The sequence below is a fragment of the Variovorax sp. GW821-FHT06D12 genome, assembly GCF_059419205.1.
This window is the reverse complement of record NZ_JBWKRI010000001.1, coordinates 532479-548134: the sequence shown is the minus strand read 5'-3', so window position 1 is coordinate 548134 and position 15656 is coordinate 532479. Positions and strand designations below refer to the sequence as shown.

Here is a 15656-nt window from a genome sequence, read left to right as displayed (position 1 = left end):
AGAGAAATCACCATGTCCATCCAAGCCATCAACGTCCGCAACCAGTTCAAGGGCAAGGTCCGCGAGATCATCCGCGGCGACGTCGTCTCCGAAGTCGATGTCGAAACCGCCTGGGGCATCGTCACCTCCGTCATCACCACGCGCTCGGTCGACGAGCTGCAGCTGAAGGTGGGTTCCGACGTGGTCGCACTCGTGAAGTCGACCGAAGTTTCGATCGCCAAGCTCTGACGGACCCTCGGGCTTTGCGATTCCCCGGTGCTGTCTTTGGTGCCGGGGTTTTTCGTTTGAGGTCGCTGGTTCGGGGCGTGTGCCCAGGCCACCGGGTACTTCCCTCCGCGAATGTCCTCCGGCCTGCGGCCTCCCCCTTAATTTCGCTGCGGGAAGCACCCAGTGTCCTGAGCACACCGAGCGCTGTCGTTGTGCTCGCCGATCAACGACCGCTGCGCATGACGCTCACGTCGATGGGGTGCCTTGCGCAGCGAAATCAAGGAGGAGCCCGAAGGGCGGGGGACATTCGCGGAGCAAGGTACCCCGTCGGCGGGAGCGCGCCCTGAAGCACCCAGACCCAGCACCCCATAGATCACAAGGTTGTTAAGAATCGACTTTTGAGTCGTTTGACCTTGGCCTTCGCACTCCTACAGTGGTGGTTATCGCCATCAAGGAAGATGGAATGACCAACGTACAACAGGAGCCGAACCGCATGTCCGTGGAAGTTGAAGATGTCATCGCCTTGCCGCCCGCCCTCGAACAGGCGCGCGCGCAAGCCATCGAAAAGAACTGGCCCTACGCCGGCGGTGTGACGCCCCCCGTGGCCTGGCAGCTGGTGCAGGACGGCCACGCCTTGCTCGTGGACGTGCGCTCCGGCGAAGAACGCAAGTTCGTCGGCCACGTGCCCGACAGCCTGCATGTGGCCTGGGCCACGGGCACCGCGCTCACCCGCAACCCGCGCTTCGTGCGCGAGCTCGAAGCCAAGGTGGCGAAGGACGGCGGCAAGGAAGCCGTGGTGCTGCTGCTGTGTCGCAGCGGCAAGCGCTCCGCACTGGCGGCCGAAGCCGCTGCCAAGGCCGGCTTCACGCAGGTGTTCAACGTGCTCGAAGGCTTCGAGGGCGAGATCGATGCGCGGCAGCACCGGGGCGGTTCCGACGGCTGGCGCTTCCATGGCCTGCCGTGGGTGCAGGACTGAACCCCCATCGATAGAAACACACGGGAGGAAAACACACATGGCTCAATTCGAAGTGAGCGACATCGTGCGCGCACTGCACGAGGTGCGCGACGAGTGGCGCGATTCGCAGCGCCGCTCACGCGAGCCCGGTGCGCGCGAGTTTCCGTCGCGCGATGCGCTGGCGCAGATCGTCGAGTCGCTCAAGGGCGCGCTCTTTCCGATGCGGCTGGGCCCGCCGGACCTGCGCCACGAGAGCGAGGATTTCTACGTGGGCCACACGCTCGACGCCGCCTTGCAGGCGCTGCTGGTGCAGGCCCGGCTCGAGCTGAACTTCAACGCACGGCTGGCACCGCGCCCCGCGAGCGAGATCGACGCTGCGGCCACCGAAGCCGTGCGCCAGTTCGCGAACGCGCTGCCGGGCCTGCGCCGGCTGCTCGACAGCGACGTGCTCGCGGCCTACCAGGGCGACCCGGCCGCGCGCAGCGTCGACGAGGTGTTGCTGTGCTATCCGGGCGTGCTGGCGATGATCCATCACCGCCTCGCGCACCGGCTCTACGAGCTCGGCCTGCCGCTGCTCGCGCGCATCGTCGCCGAGCTGGCGCATGCGCAGACCGGCATCGACATCCACCCGGGCGCGACGATCGATGCGGGCTTCTTCATGGACCACGGCACCGGCGTCGTGATCGGCGAGACGGCCGTCATCGGCAAGCGCGTGCGGCTGTACCAGGCCGTCACGCTCGGCGCCAAGCGCTTCCCCACCGACGCCGAAGGCAACCTGCAGAAGGGCCTGCCGCGGCATCCGGTGGTGGAGGACGACGTGGTCATCTACGCGGGCGCCACCATCCTGGGCCGCGTGACGCTCGGCAAGGGCGCAGTCATCGGCGGCAACGTGTGGATCACCGACGACGTGAAGCCCGGTGCCAGCGTCACGCAGGCCAGCCTGCAGAACAACAGCGCACCGAAGGCGGGCAGCGTATGAAGGCCTTTGTCGAAGACTTCGGCGTCACCGTGCGCCAGCTGCGCGAAGGGCAGGGCTGGTCGCAGGAAGAGCTGGCCGAGCGTTCCGATCTGAACCGCTCGTACGTGGGCGAGATCGAGCGCGGGCGCGTGATCCCGTCGATCGTCACGGCGCAGAAGCTGGCCACCGCGCTGGGCATCAACATCGTCAACCTGCTCGCGCGTTGCGAGCAACTGGAGCAGTCGCGCCTTGCACGGCGGATCAACTTGGCGGCTATAGCCTGTTGAGGGGAAACCCGTGGTCGCCAGACACTGGCGATCACTTTTTCCTCAACCCACGGAGCCTTGATCCATGAGTGCAACAGTCGGTGGTACCACCGCCCTTGGCGACAACGCCGCCCGCCAGCTAGCCAACGCCACCAAGACCGTTCCCCAACTCGAGACCATCAGCCCGCGCTGGCTGACGCACCTGCTGCAATGGGTGCCGGTGGAGGCGGGCATCTACCGCGTCAACAAGGTCAAGAACCCCGAGTCGATCAAGGTCACGTGCACCTCGCGCGAAGAAGAGAACCAGCTGCCGCGCACCTTCGTCGACTACGAAGAGAACCCGCGCGAGCACTACCTCAATGCCGTGAGCACCGTGCTCGACGTGCACACCCGCATCTCCGACCTCTACAGCAGCCCGCACGACCAGATCAAGGAGCAGCTGCGCCTGACGATCGAGACGATCAAGGAGAACCAGGAGAGCGAGCTCATCAACAACCCCGACTACGGCCTGCTGGCGCAGGTGAGCGAAGAGCAGCGCATCTTCCCGCTGACCGGCGCGCCCACGCCCGACGACCTGGACGAGCTGCTGACCAAGGTGTGGAAGGAGCCCGCGTTCTTCCTCACGCACCCACTGGCCATTGCCGCGTTCGGTCGTGAAGCCACGCGCCGCGGCACGCCGCCGCCCACGGTGAGCCTGTTCGGTTCGCAGTTCATCACCTGGCGCGGCATTCCGCTGATTCCGTCGAACAAGGTGCCGGTGGCGGATGGAAAGAGCAAGATCCTGCTGCTGCGCGTGGGCGACAAGCGCCAGGGCGTGGTGGGCCTGTTCCAGCCGGGCCTGTCGGGCGAGCAGAGCCCGGGGCTGTCGGTGCGCTTCATGGGCATCAACAACCATGCGATCGCGTCGTACCTGATCTCGCTGTACTGCTCGCTCGCGGTGCTGACCACCGACGCGCTGGCCGTGCTCGACGACGTCGAGATCGGCAAGTACCACGACTATCCCGACACCTACAAGTAAGCCGCGGTGAGCAGCACACCCACGTTCCCGGGCGAGGCGCCGTTCGATCCGGCCGTTCTCGCGCGCATGGCCAGCGCCATGTTCTCCGCGCCGCCGGGCGCGCAGTTTCCCGCCAACATCGCGCCGCCGGGCTCGCCGCTGGTGAGCCCCGCCGGCTTCGGGCCGAGCGTGCCGGGCACGCCGATCCCGCAGGGGCAGATTCCGGGCGCCAATGTGCTGCCCGCATCGCCGACCCAGCTGCCGTCGCTCGCGAGCCGCGCGCCGGCCTTGCTGCCGCATGCGGTGGCGGGCAACGGCGTGCCGGACACGGTGCTGTCGGTGGCGCCGGCCTTCGAGCCGCGTTCGGGCGGCGTGGTGCAGGGCGTGCCGCAGCAGGTGGGGGCGCCTGTGTCGCCGCAGGCCGCCTCCGCATCGCCGTTCTACTTCCTGAACCACAGCTACGGACATCCGACGGCAGGCACCGCCGGCGATGGCTTTGCGATCCACGATCCGTTCGCGGGCCTTGCCGCGCCGACGGCACAGCCTGCATTGCCACCGAGCCCGCCTTCGGCGCCGGCCGGACGCGACGCGCAGTTCTACTTCGTCGATGCGGTGCGCCTGCCCAACGGCTTCGTCACGCCAGCCAAGCCCGATCCGCGCGGCCCCGACGCGGTGCCGCTGGCCGGCAGCGGCCAGCATCCGCCGTTCGACGTGCACGCCGTGCGACGCGACTTCCCGATCCTGCAGGAGCGGGTGAACGGCAAGCAGCTCGTGTGGTTCGACAACGCGGCCACCACGCACAAGCCGCAGTCGGTCATCGATCGCATCGCGTACTTCTACGCGCACGAGAACTCGAACATCCATCGCGCGGCGCATGAACTCGCTGCGCGTGCGACCGATGCCTACGAAGGCGCACGCGAGCGCGTGCGCAAGTTCATCAACGCACCCGAAGTCGACGAGGTGATCTTCGTGCGCGGCACCACCGAGGCCATCAACCTCGTGGCCAAGAGCTGGGGCGGCCAGCACGTGGGCGAGGGCGACGAGATCATCGTGTCGAACCTGGAGCACCACGCCAACATCGTGCCGTGGCAGCAGCTCGCCGCCGCCAAGGGCGCGAAGCTGCGCGTGATTCCGGTGGACGACTCGGGCCAGGTGCTGCTCGACGAATACCGCAAGCTGCTGAACGACCGCACGAAGATCGTGGCCGTCACGCAGGTCTCGAACGCACTGGGCACTGTGGTGCCGGTGAAGGAGATCGTCGAGCTGGCGCACCGCGCGGGCGCCAAGGCGCTGGTCGATGGCGCTCAGTCGGTCTCGCACATGCGCGTCGATGTGCAGGACCTGGGTGCCGACTTCTTCGTGTTCTCCGGCCACAAGGTGTTCGGCCCGACCGGCATCGGCGTGGTCTGGGGCAAGCGCGAGGTGCTCGAAGACATGCCCCCGTGGCAGGGCGGCGGCAACATGATTGCCGACGTGACCTTCGAGAAGACCGTGTTCCAGCCGATCCCGAACAAGTTCGAGGCCGGCACGGGCAACATCGCCGATGCCGTGGGCCTGGGCGCGGCCATCGACTACGTGAACAAGGTCGGCATCGAGAACATCGCGCGCTACGAGCACGACCTGCTGGTGTACGGCATGGCGCAACTGGGCGCGATTCCCGGCGTGCGGCTGATCGGCACGGCGGCAGACAAGGCGAGCGTGATGTCCTTCGTGCTCGACGGCTACACCACCGAGGAGGTGGGCCACGCGCTCAACGACGAAGGCATCGCGGTGCGCACGGGGCACCACTGCGCGCAGCCGATCCTGCGGCGCTTCGGCGTCGAGACCACGGTGCGGCCGTCGCTGGCGTTCTACAACACCTTCGACGAGATCGATCGGCTGGTGACGGTGGTGCGGCGGCTCGCCGGCCAGCGGCGCACGCGCTGAGCAGGCTCAGGGCTTCGATGCCAGGTGCTGCCTGAAGAAGGCGAGCACCTTGGCATTGAAGTCGGCATGGAAGGCGACGCGGTCGAAGCCGCCGGCATCGCTGCAGATCTCCGGCAAGGCCTTGGCCATGGCCGGCGCGCAGGGCGCCAGGAAGGCGAAGTGCGCGGTGTTCGCGGGCACGTACCAGTCCGGCGCCGTAGGCAGGTTGCGGCGAACCGCTTCGACGTCGTCCAGCGTCACCCCGTCGCCGCCGCGCGCGGAGGCCCAGAGCTGGATGGGCACCGTGACCTGCTTCAGCCCCTCGGCATCGAAAAAGCTCAACGGGTCGACGATCACCGCCGCCTTGATGCGCGCATCGCGCACCGGCGGCGCAGGCAGTTCCTGGCGCTGGATCTGGCCGCAGAACGGAATCTTCGATGCCGGCGTGCAAAAGCGCAGGCCCAGCTTGAAGTCGGGCACCGCGCCCGTCGCCACGAGGCCGGTGTAGCCGCCGCGCGAGAAGCCGAAGAAGCCGACCCGGTCGGCGGCGATCTTCGTGTGGCCGGGCCACGTCTTGAGCATGTGATCCGCCAGCCGGCGCATGTCGACGGGCCGCGCGGCAAATGTCGAGAGATGGCCCCGGCGCTCCATGTCCTGGAAGTTGTCGTTCGGATGGTTGGTGGCGGCGACCACGAAGCCCGCGTCGGCCAGCGCCGCCGCCGTGTCGTGGTGCCCGAGGAACGAGCCGCCCGAGCCGTGCGACATCAGCACCAGCGGCAGCCGCGTGCCGGCGACGGGGCAGTCCTTGGCGGCCGAAATGGCGATCAGGCCGAACGCGATCTCGCTGGGCGCCGCCTCGCAAGGCGTCCACACCGCGCCGCGCAAGGCCGGCCCGTCCTTGTCGGCCGGCACCTCGATGAAGCTGAACCCCGCCGCATGGCTCCATGCAGCAGACACACAGAGGGCGGCGAGCAGGGCAAGGCGGTGCAGGGTCATGGTGCGCAAGGGGTAGGGGGCTGAACGGGCCGCCAGTGTGCCGCCTCCGGCCCCGCGCCGCCAGCCCGTTTTGCGTCGTGCGATGCGGGCGCGCTATGCTCTGTCGCTGTCCATCACGCTGCTTGTCTTCGCATGTCCCAGCCTCAGGTTTCTTCTTCCGGTGCTCCTTCTTCTGTCAGCGATTCCTGCGATGTGTTCGTGATCGGCGGCGGCCCCGCAGGTTCGACCGTCGCGGCGCTGCTGGCGCAGCAGGGGCGCAGGGTGGTGCTGGTCGAGAAAGAGCACCACCCGCGTTTTCACATCGGCGAATCGCTGCTGCCCGCGAACGTCGAGCTGTTCGACAAGCTCGGCGTGCGCGACCAGGTCGAGAAGATCGGCATGCCGAAGTTCGGCATCGAGTTCGTCTCGCCCGAGCATGAGCACCGCAGCTACGTCGAGTTCGCCGAAGGCTGGGACAAGTCGCTCGACTCCGCCTGGCAGGTGCGCCGCTCCGAGCTCGACGAGCTGCTGTTCCGCAACGCCGCCACGCGCGGCGCCCAGGCCTTCGAGGGCTGCAAGGTGCGCGACGTGGCCTTCGACGCCGACGGCGCCACCGTGCAGGCCGTGATGGACGACGGCGCCAAGCGCAGCTGGCGCGCACGCTTCGTGGTCGACGCCACGGGTCGCGACACGCTGCTGGCCAACAAATTCCGCTGCAAGCAGAAGAACCCCGACCACAACAGCACCGCGCTGTTCGGCCACTTCACGAATGCCGAGCGGCTCGAGGGCAAGAAGGAAGGCAACATCAGCATCTGCTGGTTTCCGCACGGCTGGTTCTGGTTCATTCCGCTGGCTGACGGCACGACCAGCGTGGGCGCGGTGTGCTGGCCCTACTACCTGAAGACGCGCGAAAAATCGCTGAAGGAATTCTTCTACGACACCATCGCGCTGTGCCCCGTGCTGGCCGACCGCCTGAAGAACGCCACGCTGGTCGACGACGCCGTGCACGCCACGGGCAACTTCTCGTACTCGAGCACGCACGCCACCGGCGACAACTACCTGCTGCTGGGCGACGCCTTCACCTTCATCGACCCGATGTTCTCCTCGGGCGTGTACCTGGCGATGCACAGCGCCTTCGACGGCGCCGAGCTGGTGGCCACCGCGCTCGACCAGCCGGCCGAACTGGCCCGCGCCCGAGAAGGCTTCGAGGCCATGATGCGCAAGGGCCCGCGCGAGTACTCGTGGTTCATCTACCGCGTGACCAACCCCACCATCCGCGACATGTTCATGTACCCCGGCAACCCGTTCCGGGTGAAGGAGGCGCTGATGTCGCTGCTGGCCGGCGACATCTACAAGGGCACGCCGATGTGGGGCGCGCTGCGCATGTTCAAGGTGCTGTACTACGGCATCTCCCTCGCCAACTTCCGCCGCACCTGGGCGGGGTGGAAGCGTCACCGCTTCAACATCCGCGACATGGGGGCGTTGAAGGGGGAGACGATCCTCAAGTCGGACTAGGCGGGCCGCGGGCCGGGTTCGCGCCGCGGGGCTACCAGCCCGTCAGGCCGGTACGGGCGGATGCCCACGCGGTGTTCGACGCTCGCAACGTCGCCACCGCATGCGCCACCCCCAGTTGCGGGCTGCTGAGCACCTCGACCTTGAGGTCCGCCAGCAACCCCGTCACCGGCGCCATCGACGCCTGCGCCAGCACGATCACATCAGTGCCATCGGCTGCGGCGCGGATCGATTCGGCCAGCGTGGCCACGTAGCGCGCGATGTCGCCGGACTGGAAATGCACCCAGGCATCCTCGACGAGCAGCGTGCTGGCGCGGATGCCGACGCCGGCCTGCCGGGCAGCGGAGAGCACGAGCGACAGCGTCGGGTCGATGGTGCTTTCGACGGCGCCGACGATCAGCACGCGCGGGCCGTTGCGCACGGCGCGGTCGGCCATGGCGCGGTCGATGCGCAGGGCGGCGAAGGCGCCGCCGGTGGCGGTCTTTTCGGCGATGCCGCCGATGGTCGAGCAGGTGCACACGACCACCGAGGCGCCGTCCGAGGCGGCGTCGCGCATGGCTTCGTGGACGCGCGCCACCAGGCCGGCGTGGTCGACGCCCAGGGTGCGCGCATCGGCGAGCAGCTCTTCCATCACCAGGTGCTGCACGCGCAGCTCGGGCGCGATCTCGCGGGCCAGGCTGCCGAAGGTCTGCACATGCACCTGCGCGGTATGGAGGAAGGCGAGCGTGTCGGCCATGACGTGGCTGCCGTTCAACCGGCCTCGCGGGCGCGCCGGAACTCGTAGGCCTTCAGGTGCACGTAGGCCGTGCGCAGCACCGACGGCGTGGCCGATGCGCTGCGCGGCGCGCGGGCCAGCAGGTCGCCCAGGATGTGGTCGGCCTCGACGCGCGCGCCGCGGGCCATGTCCTTGTACATCGAGGCGGTCATGGGCGAGCCGGCGGTCGTGACCACCGCGCGGCCGCGCGTGATGGCGCCGGGCCGTGGGGCAAAGCCGTTGTGGGCGGCGATGGCGCAGCACTCGTCGAAGATCGCCAGCGCCACGTCTTCGCCGCCGGCCGCCACGATGTCGCCGATGGAGGCGTGCATCAGGCTCGTGAGGCCCGCGGCCGAGGCGATGAAGACCCACTTCTCCCACATGTCCTGCGCGATGGTCTCGCTCGCGGTGGCGGTGAAGTTCGCGCCGGCGAACTGGGCCGCGATGGCGTCGATGCGCGGCGAGCGCCCGCCCGCGCGTTCACCGTAGCTCAGGCTGTGCATGTCGTTCAGGTGCTGCACGCGGCCCTCGTCGTCGAGGGTGGCGGAGATCATGCACAGGCCGCCGAGCACGCGCGCCTCGCCGAAGCGCGCGACCAGCCGGTCGATGTGGCCTAGGCCGTTGAGCAGCGGGAGGATGACGGTGTCGGGCCCGACGGCGGGCGCGAACGAATCCATGGTGGCGTCGAGGTCGTAGGCCTTGCAGCCGACCACGACCACGTCGTAGGGGCCATCGATCTGCTCGGCCAGCACGTGCTTCGGCGTGGGCAGGTCGAGGTCGCCGAAGGGGCTGCGCACCACGAGCCCGGTCGTGGCCAGCTGGGCCGCGCGGCCGGGACGCAGTAGAAAGGTCACATCGCGGCCTGCCGCGAGCAGGCGTGCGCCGAAGTAACCACCGAGTGCTCCCGCACCCACCATCAGGAATCGCATCGCGCGCTGCCTCCGAAGAAACTGAAGATCGGAAGCGATGATGCCCCGGATCGCGCGCGGGCGCCTCAGGGGTGTTGCGAGGTCGCCAGCCGCTCGCGGGCAAAGGGCCGCAGGTCGAGGCCGTGCGCGCTTTCGCGCCCCAGCACCCGGTCGGCGATGGCGTCGCCCAGCCCGGCCGAGTGCTTGAAGCCGTGGCCGGAGCAGGCCGAGACGATCAGCACGTTGCGCAGGCCGTCGAGCGCGTCGATCACGAAGCGGCGGTCGGGCGTGACGGTGTACATGCAGGCGCGGGCCTTGAGCGCATGCCCCCCGATCTGCGGAAAGCGCCCGGCGACGCGGTGGCGGTACATGGCGGCGGTTTCTTCGGCACTCACGTCGCGGTCGAGCGCGTCGGGCGTGGTGGCGTCGACGTACTGCTCGGTGGCGACCTTCAGCGCGGGCTGCGACGCGTCGGAGGCCGGAAAACCGTACATGTAGTCTTCCTGCGCGTCGCCGAACATCCAGATGAAGATGGGAAAACGCCCGGGCGCAAAGTCGGCCGCGGCGGCGGGGCCGGTGTCGAACCAGTGCATCACCTGGCGGTGCACCGAGAAGTGGGCCTGCCAGTCGGTGCGCGCCTGACGGCCGAGGAACTCGGGCAGCCAGGCGCCGGCCGCGACCACCACCTGGTCGGCGGTGAAGCTCGCGGTCTCGGTGCGCACGCGCACGGTGTCGCCGTTGCCCACGGGCTCGACGCCCAGCACGCGCTCGCCGGTGCGGGTCTGTGCGCCGTCGGCGCGGGCCACGGCGAGTTGCGCGGCGATGGCGTCTTCGGGGCGCACGAAGCCGGCGTCGCGCTCGAGGTAGCCGATCTCGTCGCCCTGCAGGTGGAACTGCGGGTAGCGCGCGCGGATGCCGGCCGCGTCGAGCACCTCGTGCGCGATGTCGAAGCGCTCGGCGCAGGCGATGGTGCGGCGCACGAAGTCGGACTTGCCGTGGTGCGCGGCCACGCGGTCGCGCGGCGCGAGGATGAGGCCGCCGGTGATGGTCATCAGCGGTCGGCCGGTGCGCGCCTCGAGTTCGCGCCAGATGGCGTGCGAGCGGTGCACCAGCGGCACGTACTCGTCGCCTTCGCCGACGGCCAGCCGCGTGATGCGCGAATCGCCGTGCGAGGAGCCGCGGTCGTGCGGCGGTGCGAACTGGTCGATGCCGAGCACGCGCGCACCGCGTTGCGAGAGCTGGTAGAGGGTGGCCGCGCCGAGGGCGCCCAGGCCGATGACGATCGCGTCGTAGTGGGTAGGAGAACGGGTCACGGGGCGAGAGGTTTCGTCGTCACACAAGGTTCAGGTCGAGAAACGCATCCTTCACCGCGATGGGCTGGGGAATGAGCTTCAGCTGCGCGAACACGTCGGCCAGGCCCTGCTGCTCGCGGGCGATGGCGGGCGTGAGCGCCACGACGCCATAGTGCCGCCGTTCGGTCGCCAGCGCCAGCACCTTGGGTTCGACCTTCAGCTGCGGCGCGAGCGTGGCCACCACCTCGCCGGGGTGGGCCTGGGCCCAGTCGTTGGCCTTGCGCAGTTCGGCGAACACGGTGCGCAGCGTGGCGGCGTTGGCGCGCGCGAAGGCGGGCTGCGCGAAGTGGTAGGTGCGGTTGCCGCTCAGGCCGGTGCCGTCGAACAGCAGGCGCGATTCGGTTGCCACCTGTGCGCCGGCCAGGAATGGGTCCCACAGGCCGATGGCCGCGACGCTGCCCGACTGGTAGGCGGCCACGGTATCGGAGGCCGTGACGATGTAGACCGGCTCGATGTCTTCGTAGCGCAGGCCGGCCGCCTCGAGTGCGCGGATCAGCACGTACTGCGTGTTGTAGCCGCGGCCGGTGACGACCTTCTTGCCCTTGAGGTCGCGCACGCTGCGGATCGGCGAGTCGCGCGGCACCAGGAAGCCGACGCCGCCGGGGTAGGGGCTTTCGGCCGCGAGGTAGGCCAGGCCCTTGCCGCTGGCCTGCTGGAACACGCCGATGCCGTCGGAGGCGTGGCCGAAGTCGATGGCGCCGGCCGCCAGCGCTTCCGACAGCTGGCTGCCGCCGAGGAACTCGCGCCACTCGACGTTCACGCCGGCCGGCGCGAGCGCCTTCTCGAGCTGGCCCGTGCCCTTGAGGATGTTGAGCGTGTTGAACTTCTGGTAGCCGATGCGCAGCGTGCGGGCGCGCGTCTGCGCGAACAGCGGGGCCGACGCGGCCACGGCGGCAGCGCCGACGCCGGCGCGAAGCAGAAGGCGCCGGGAGACGGCGGGCGAGGAAGAGCGTGGGAAGTGCATGAGAAGAGCGGGGCCGCGTCGCGCGGCCGAAGAAGAAAAAAGCAGTCAGTCGGAAGGCAGAGGCTGGCCACTCTAGGGATCGATGCCTTCGCGCGCCACGAAGCTTTTGTCATTTGTTCATGCGCAACTCATCGCTGCATATGCAAGCGGAAATTGCTTCGTTGGCGCCGCACGCGGCGCTGCCTAGAGTCGCGCTCTCTTTTTCCACTTCCAGCGAAGCGCAGGCATGACCCGAAACACCCACTCTTTCACCGTTTCCAGCCTGGCCCTGGCAATCGGCGCTCTCACCACCCTGGGCAACATCGCCTGGGCCGACAAGCTCGACGACATCCGCAAGGCCGGCGTGCTGCGCGTGGCCGCGTTCGACGGCAACCCGCCCTTCGGCTACATCGACCCGGCCAGCAAGAAGCAGGTGGGCCACGACATCGACCTGGCGACCGAGTTCGCGAAGAGCCTGGGCGTGAAGATCGAGCTGGTGCCGACCAACCCGGCCAACCGCATCCCGCTGCTCACCTCGGGCAAGGCCGACGTGGTGTTCGCCAGCTTCACCATCACCGACGAGCGTGCCAAGGCAGTGGACTTCACCACGCCGTACTTCCTGGTCGGCCAGCAGTTCCTGGCGAAGAAGGGCGTGCTGAAGGAGGCCGCGCAGATCAAGGACATCCGCATCGGCACCGAGAAGGGCACGACGATGGAGTCGAACCTGCGCAAGAACTACCCCGACGCCAAGGTCGTGCTCTACGACGATTCGCCCTTTGCGCTGGCCGCGCTGCGCAACGGCAACGTGCAGGCCATCACCAACGACGGCGTGAAGCTCACGGCGCAGTGGAACGCGATTCCCGACAAGGAGAAGTACGAGATCCCGGCGATCACGGTGTCGAAGGAGTACCTCGGCGCAGCCGTGGCCAAGGGCGAGACGCGCCTGCTCGAGACGCTCAACGCCTGGCTGGTCGACAGCGAGAAGAACGGCCGCGCCGTGGCGATCTACGACACCTGGTTCGGCCCCAACAGCAAGGCGCCGCTGCCGCGCCTGCTGAAGATCGGCGACCAGCGCGTGGCCGCCAACTGATGGGGCACGCAACGACCGGATCGATGAGGCCTTGAGCGATTTCCTGCGCGAGCACCTGCTCGCGCCCCATTACCTCGGCTGGCTGCTCGACGGCTGGCTCGTGACCGTGGGCGCCTCGCTGCTGGTGGCGGCGGGCGCCACGCTGCTGGGTGTGGTCGTGGCGGCGGGGCGCTCGTCGAGCCGGCCCGTGTGGCTGCGCGCGAGCGGTGCGTACGTCTCGCTGTTTCGCAACACGCCGCTGCTGGTGCAGCTCTTCTTCTGGTACTTCGGCGCGCCCAGCCTGCTGCCCGAGGCGCTGCGCGAAGGGCTGCTGGCCGGGCGTTTCATTTCCTTCGAACTTCTGTCGGCGCTGCTCGGTCTCACGCTGTATGCGGCGGCCTACGTGGGGGAGGACATCCGCTCGGGCATCCGCGGCGTGCCCGAGGGGCAGACGCTGGCGGCGCAGGCGCTGGGCTTCACGCGCGCACAGGTGCTGGCGCAGGTGGTGCTGCCGCAGGCGCTGCGCATCGCGCTGCCGCCGCTGCTGGGGCAGTACATGAACATCGTCAAGAACACCTCGCTCGCGATGGCCGTGGGGCTGGTCGAGCTGTCGTACGCCTCGCGCCAGGTCGAGGCGGAAACCTTCAAGACCTTCCAGGCCTTCGGCGTGGCGACGCTGCTCTACATCGTGACCATCGGCGCGATCGAGCTGTTGGCGGCGTGGGCTGCGCGTCGGCAGTCGGCGGTGCCGGGGAGGGCGACGGCATGACCGATGCGCTGCACATGCTGTGGGACAGCCTGCCGTACCTGCTGTGGGGCGCCTTTCCGCAGGGCGAGCTGGGCGGTGCGGCGCTGACGGTGCTGCTGAGCGCAGGCTCGGGCATTGCGTCGGCGCTACTCGGCTTGGCGTGGGGCATCGGGCTGGCCATGGCGCGGGGGCCGCTCAAGCGCGTGCTGACGCTGGGGCTGGCCTTCCTGCGTGCGATCCCGGTGCTGATGCTGATCTTCTGGACCTACTTCCTGCTGCCGTTCGCGCTGGGCGTGAGCGTGCCGGGCGTGCTGTCGGTGATGTGCGCGCTCTCGCTGGTGGGCGGCGCCTACCTGGCGCACGCCGTGCATGCGGGCATCCGCGGCATCGGGGCGGGGCAGTGGGCGGCGGGGCTGTCGCTCGGGCTCACGCGCTGGGGCACGCTGCGCCACGTCGTGCTGCCGCAGGCGCTGCGGATGATGCTGCCGTCGTTCGTCAACCAATGGGTCACGCTCGTGAAAGACAGCTCGCTGGCGTACGTGGTGGGCGTGGGCGAGCTGTCGTTCGTGGCCTCGCAGGTGAATGCGCGCACCATGGTCTACCCGGCGGAGATCTTCGTGCTGGTGGGCGCGATCTACTGGCTGCTGTGCACCGGGCTGGACCGGCTGGCCCACGGGGTCGTGCGCCGCGCGCAGGCGGGTGCGCCGGTTGTCATGAACTTTTCTGGAAAAGGTCTTGAGCGCTTCGCATAATCGTCCCGGTCATTCCGACAGCCTTTTCCATTTCAAGGAGTTCCACCCATGGCACAGACCCGGATCGCCGTCATCGTCGGCAGCCTGCGCAAGGATTCGTTCAACCACAAGCTGGCCCTGGCCCTGGCGCATCTCGCGCCGTCGGACTTCACGTTCGAGACCCTGCGCATCGACGACCTGCCGCTGTACAACCAGGACGACGACGGCAACCAGGCCGCCCCCGTGAAGCGCCTCAAGAGCGAAGTGGCTGCCGCGCAGGGCGTGCTGTTCGTCACGCCCGAATACAACCGCTCGATCCCCGGCGTGCTGAAGAACGCCATCGACCACGCCTCGCGCCCCTATGGCCAGAGCGTCTGGGCCGGCAAGCCGACCGGCGTGCTCGGCATTTCGGTGGGCGCCATCGGCACCGCGCTGGCGCAGCAGCACCTGCGCAACATCCTGGCGTATCTCGACGCGCCCACGATGGGCGGCCCCGAGGTCTTCCTGCAGGCCAAGGACGGCCTGTTCGACGACAAGGGCCATATCGGCAACGAAGGCACGCAGAAATTCCTGCAGGGCTGGATGGACAAGTACGTGGCGTGGGTCAAGGCCCATTCCGCGGCCTGATCGCAAGGCCATCGCCCATGAAAAAGCCGCCCCGTGGGGCGGCTTTTTCGTTCCGGCGGCGGAAGACTCAGGCCGCTTGCGCGACCGTCGTCTGGTTCGCAGCTTCGGTCGTGGCCACGAGGATGTCGGCGCGGGCGGCGGCCAGCGCGGCGGCCTTGGGCGCGTCACCCATCGCGATGCCCTCGGCGCGCACGAAGCGCACGTCGGTGACGCCGAAGAAGCCGAAGATCACCTTCAGGTAGCTTTCCTGGTGCTCGGCCGCCTGGCCGCCTTCCGAGGTCGAGTAGATGCCGCCGCGGCTCGAAGCCACGATCACCGTCTTGCCGCCGGCCAGGCCCACGGGGCCCTTCTCGGTGTACTTGAAGGTGCGGCCGGCTTGCGCGAGGCGGTCGATCCAGGCCTTGAGCTGGGTCGGGATGGTGAAGTTGTACAGCGGCGCGCCGAGCACGACGACGTCGGCGGCCAGGAACTGGCTCACCAGCTTTTCCGACAGGGCGTTCTCGCGCAGTTGCGCTTCGGTCGGCTGGGCCTGCACGCCGGTCTTGATGCCGAGGGCGTCGACGCCGAAGTGCGAGGGCGCGTCCACGGCGAGGTCGAGGTACTCGACCTGGGTGTCGGGGTGGGCGGCGCGCCATGCGGCGACGGTTTCGGCGGTCAGCTGGCGCGAGGTGGAGCCGGCGGCGAGGATGCTGGAGTCGATGTGGAGCAGCTTCATGTCAATCAATCACTTTCTGTGCAAGGTGTCGGCG

17 protein-coding genes are annotated in these 15656 nt (G+C 68.7%); 11 read left to right on the top strand and 6 right to left on the bottom strand.

Features of this window, described 5'->3' with window-relative positions:
• Positions 1–12: 12 nt before the first annotated feature.
• From AC07SQ_RS02565 to AC07SQ_RS02540, 6 genes are all read left to right on the top strand, one after another.
• Positions 13–228, top strand: a complete 216-nt coding sequence (locus tag AC07SQ_RS02565) for a TOBE domain-containing protein (protein WP_007829250.1) — start codon at positions 13–15, stop codon at positions 226–228.
• Positions 229–700: 472 nt separating this feature from the next.
• The gene (locus AC07SQ_RS02560; RefSeq protein ID WP_062470259.1) at positions 701–1183 is read left to right on the top strand and encodes a rhodanese-like domain-containing protein; all 483 of its coding nucleotides are present in this window, start codon (positions 701–703) and stop codon (positions 1181–1183) included.
• Positions 1184–1220: 37 nt separating this feature from the next.
• The gene (gene epsC, locus AC07SQ_RS02555) at positions 1221–2141 is read left to right on the top strand and encodes a serine O-acetyltransferase EpsC (protein ID WP_062470029.1); all 921 of its coding nucleotides are present in this window, start codon (positions 1221–1223) and stop codon (positions 2139–2141) included.
• Positions 2138–2407, top strand: coding sequence for a helix-turn-helix domain-containing protein (locus AC07SQ_RS02550; protein ID WP_062470032.1), 270 nt, complete (start codon positions 2138–2140; stop codon positions 2405–2407). The genes epsC and AC07SQ_RS02550 overlap by 4 nt, the downstream gene beginning before the upstream one ends.
• Positions 2408–2471: 64 nt before the next feature.
• Entirely contained in the window at positions 2472–3404 is a 933-nt protein-coding gene (locus tag AC07SQ_RS02545) for a family 2A encapsulin nanocompartment shell protein (RefSeq protein WP_042579703.1), read from the top strand.
• 66 nt (positions 3405–3470) lie between these two features.
• Positions 3471–5309 (top strand): family 2A encapsulin nanocompartment cargo protein cysteine desulfurase, encoded by a 1839-nt coding sequence (locus AC07SQ_RS02540; RefSeq protein ID WP_495270846.1) that lies wholly within the window; start codon positions 3471–3473, stop codon positions 5307–5309.
• 6 nt (positions 5310–5315) lie between these two features.
• On the opposite strand, the gene AC07SQ_RS02535 is transcribed toward AC07SQ_RS02540, so the two are convergent.
• Complete coding sequence (locus tag AC07SQ_RS02535) at positions 5316–6284, bottom strand: alpha/beta hydrolase family protein (protein WP_495270809.1); 969 nt, start codon at positions 6282–6284, stop codon at positions 5316–5318.
• Positions 6285–6416: 132 nt separating this feature from the next.
• Between AC07SQ_RS02535 and AC07SQ_RS02530 the strand changes: the two genes are divergently transcribed.
• Positions 6417–7778 carry an NAD(P)/FAD-dependent oxidoreductase gene (locus AC07SQ_RS02530; RefSeq protein ID WP_493192200.1) on the top strand — a complete coding sequence of 454 codons (1362 nt, stop codon included), beginning with the start codon at positions 6417–6419 and terminating at the stop codon, positions 7776–7778.
• A 31-nt stretch (positions 7779–7809) separates the two neighbouring features.
• Here the strand turns inward: AC07SQ_RS02530 and AC07SQ_RS02525 are convergent, their stop codons facing one another.
• The 4 genes from AC07SQ_RS02525 to AC07SQ_RS02510 form a co-directional block, all read right to left on the bottom strand.
• On the bottom strand, positions 7810–8511 hold the full coding sequence (locus AC07SQ_RS02525) for an aspartate/glutamate racemase family protein (RefSeq protein ID WP_495270810.1): 702 nt from the start codon (positions 8509–8511) through the stop codon (positions 7810–7812).
• 14 nt (positions 8512–8525) lie between these two features.
• On the bottom strand, positions 8526–9458 hold the full coding sequence (panE, locus tag AC07SQ_RS02520; RefSeq protein ID WP_495270811.1) for a 2-dehydropantoate 2-reductase: 933 nt from the start codon (positions 9456–9458) through the stop codon (positions 8526–8528).
• 65 nt (positions 9459–9523) lie between these two features.
• Complete coding sequence (solA, locus tag AC07SQ_RS02515) at positions 9524–10750, bottom strand: N-methyl-L-tryptophan oxidase (protein WP_495270812.1); 1227 nt, start codon at positions 10748–10750, stop codon at positions 9524–9526.
• 19 nt (positions 10751–10769) lie between these two features.
• On the bottom strand, positions 10770–11753 hold the full coding sequence (locus tag AC07SQ_RS02510) for an aliphatic sulfonate ABC transporter substrate-binding protein (RefSeq protein WP_495270813.1): 984 nt from the start codon (positions 11751–11753) through the stop codon (positions 10770–10772).
• 226 nt (positions 11754–11979) lie between these two features.
• On the opposite strand from AC07SQ_RS02510, the gene AC07SQ_RS02505 reads away from it, so the two are divergent.
• Genes AC07SQ_RS02505 through AC07SQ_RS02490 form a run of 4 tightly spaced genes read left to right on the top strand, consistent with a single transcriptional unit; the run spans position 11980 to position 14907 of the window.
• A complete protein-coding gene (locus AC07SQ_RS02505) occupies positions 11980–12822 on the top strand; it encodes a transporter substrate-binding domain-containing protein (protein WP_062470056.1) in 843 nt (280 codons plus the stop codon).
• A 31-nt stretch (positions 12823–12853) separates the two neighbouring features.
• Positions 12854–13570: an amino acid ABC transporter permease gene (locus AC07SQ_RS02500; protein ID WP_216846539.1), complete on the top strand. Its 717-nt coding sequence runs from the start codon at positions 12854–12856 to the stop codon at positions 13568–13570.
• Positions 13567–14301 (top strand): amino acid ABC transporter permease, encoded by a 735-nt coding sequence (locus AC07SQ_RS02495; protein ID WP_095745447.1) that lies wholly within the window; start codon positions 13567–13569, stop codon positions 14299–14301. The genes AC07SQ_RS02500 and AC07SQ_RS02495 overlap by 4 nt, the downstream gene beginning before the upstream one ends.
• A 48-nt stretch (positions 14302–14349) precedes the next feature.
• Positions 14350–14907 carry an NADPH-dependent FMN reductase gene (locus AC07SQ_RS02490; RefSeq protein WP_495270814.1) on the top strand — a complete coding sequence of 186 codons (558 nt, stop codon included), beginning with the start codon at positions 14350–14352 and terminating at the stop codon, positions 14905–14907.
• Positions 14908–14974: 67 nt separating this feature from the next.
• Here the strand turns inward: AC07SQ_RS02490 and AC07SQ_RS02485 are convergent, their stop codons facing one another.
• On the bottom strand, positions 14975–15622 hold the full coding sequence (locus AC07SQ_RS02485; RefSeq protein WP_495270815.1) for an FMN-dependent NADH-azoreductase: 648 nt from the start codon (positions 15620–15622) through the stop codon (positions 14975–14977).
• Between the last annotated feature and the right edge of the window lie 34 nt (positions 15623–15656).

Bases quoted from the DNA above. Each gene is read 5' to 3' on its own strand.
- AC07SQ_RS02505 (WP_062470056.1), top strand. From the start codon at position 11,980: ATGACCCGAAACACCCACTCTTTCACCGTTTCCAGCCTGGCCCTGGCA.
- AC07SQ_RS02535 (WP_495270809.1), bottom strand. From the start codon at position 6,284: ATGACCCTGCACCGCCTTGCCCTGCTCGCCGCCCTCTGTGTGTCTGCT.
- AC07SQ_RS02510 (WP_495270813.1), bottom strand. From the start codon at position 11,753: ATGCACTTCCCACGCTCTTCCTCGCCCGCCGTCTCCCGGCGCCTTCTG.
- AC07SQ_RS02525 (WP_495270810.1), bottom strand. From the start codon at position 8,511: ATGGCCGACACGCTCGCCTTCCTCCATACCGCGCAGGTGCATGTGCAG.
- AC07SQ_RS02550 (WP_062470032.1), top strand. From the start codon at position 2,138: ATGAAGGCCTTTGTCGAAGACTTCGGCGTCACCGTGCGCCAGCTGCGC.
- AC07SQ_RS02485 (WP_495270815.1), bottom strand. From the start codon at position 15,622: ATGAAGCTGCTCCACATCGACTCCAGCATCCTCGCCGCCGGCTCCACC.
- AC07SQ_RS02545 (WP_042579703.1), top strand. From the start codon at position 2,472: ATGAGTGCAACAGTCGGTGGTACCACCGCCCTTGGCGACAACGCCGCC.
- AC07SQ_RS02490 (WP_495270814.1), top strand. From the start codon at position 14,350: ATGGCACAGACCCGGATCGCCGTCATCGTCGGCAGCCTGCGCAAGGAT.
- AC07SQ_RS02560 (WP_062470259.1), top strand. From the start codon at position 701: ATGTCCGTGGAAGTTGAAGATGTCATCGCCTTGCCGCCCGCCCTCGAA.
- AC07SQ_RS02565 (WP_007829250.1), top strand. From the start codon at position 13: ATGTCCATCCAAGCCATCAACGTCCGCAACCAGTTCAAGGGCAAGGTC.
- AC07SQ_RS02495 (WP_095745447.1), top strand. From the start codon at position 13,567: ATGACCGATGCGCTGCACATGCTGTGGGACAGCCTGCCGTACCTGCTG.
- AC07SQ_RS02540 (WP_495270846.1), top strand. From the start codon at position 3,471: ATGGCCAGCGCCATGTTCTCCGCGCCGCCGGGCGCGCAGTTTCCCGCC.
- panE (WP_495270811.1), bottom strand. From the start codon at position 9,458: ATGCGATTCCTGATGGTGGGTGCGGGAGCACTCGGTGGTTACTTCGGC.
- epsC (WP_062470029.1), top strand. From the start codon at position 1,221: ATGGCTCAATTCGAAGTGAGCGACATCGTGCGCGCACTGCACGAGGTG.
- AC07SQ_RS02530 (WP_493192200.1), top strand. From the start codon at position 6,417: ATGTCCCAGCCTCAGGTTTCTTCTTCCGGTGCTCCTTCTTCTGTCAGC.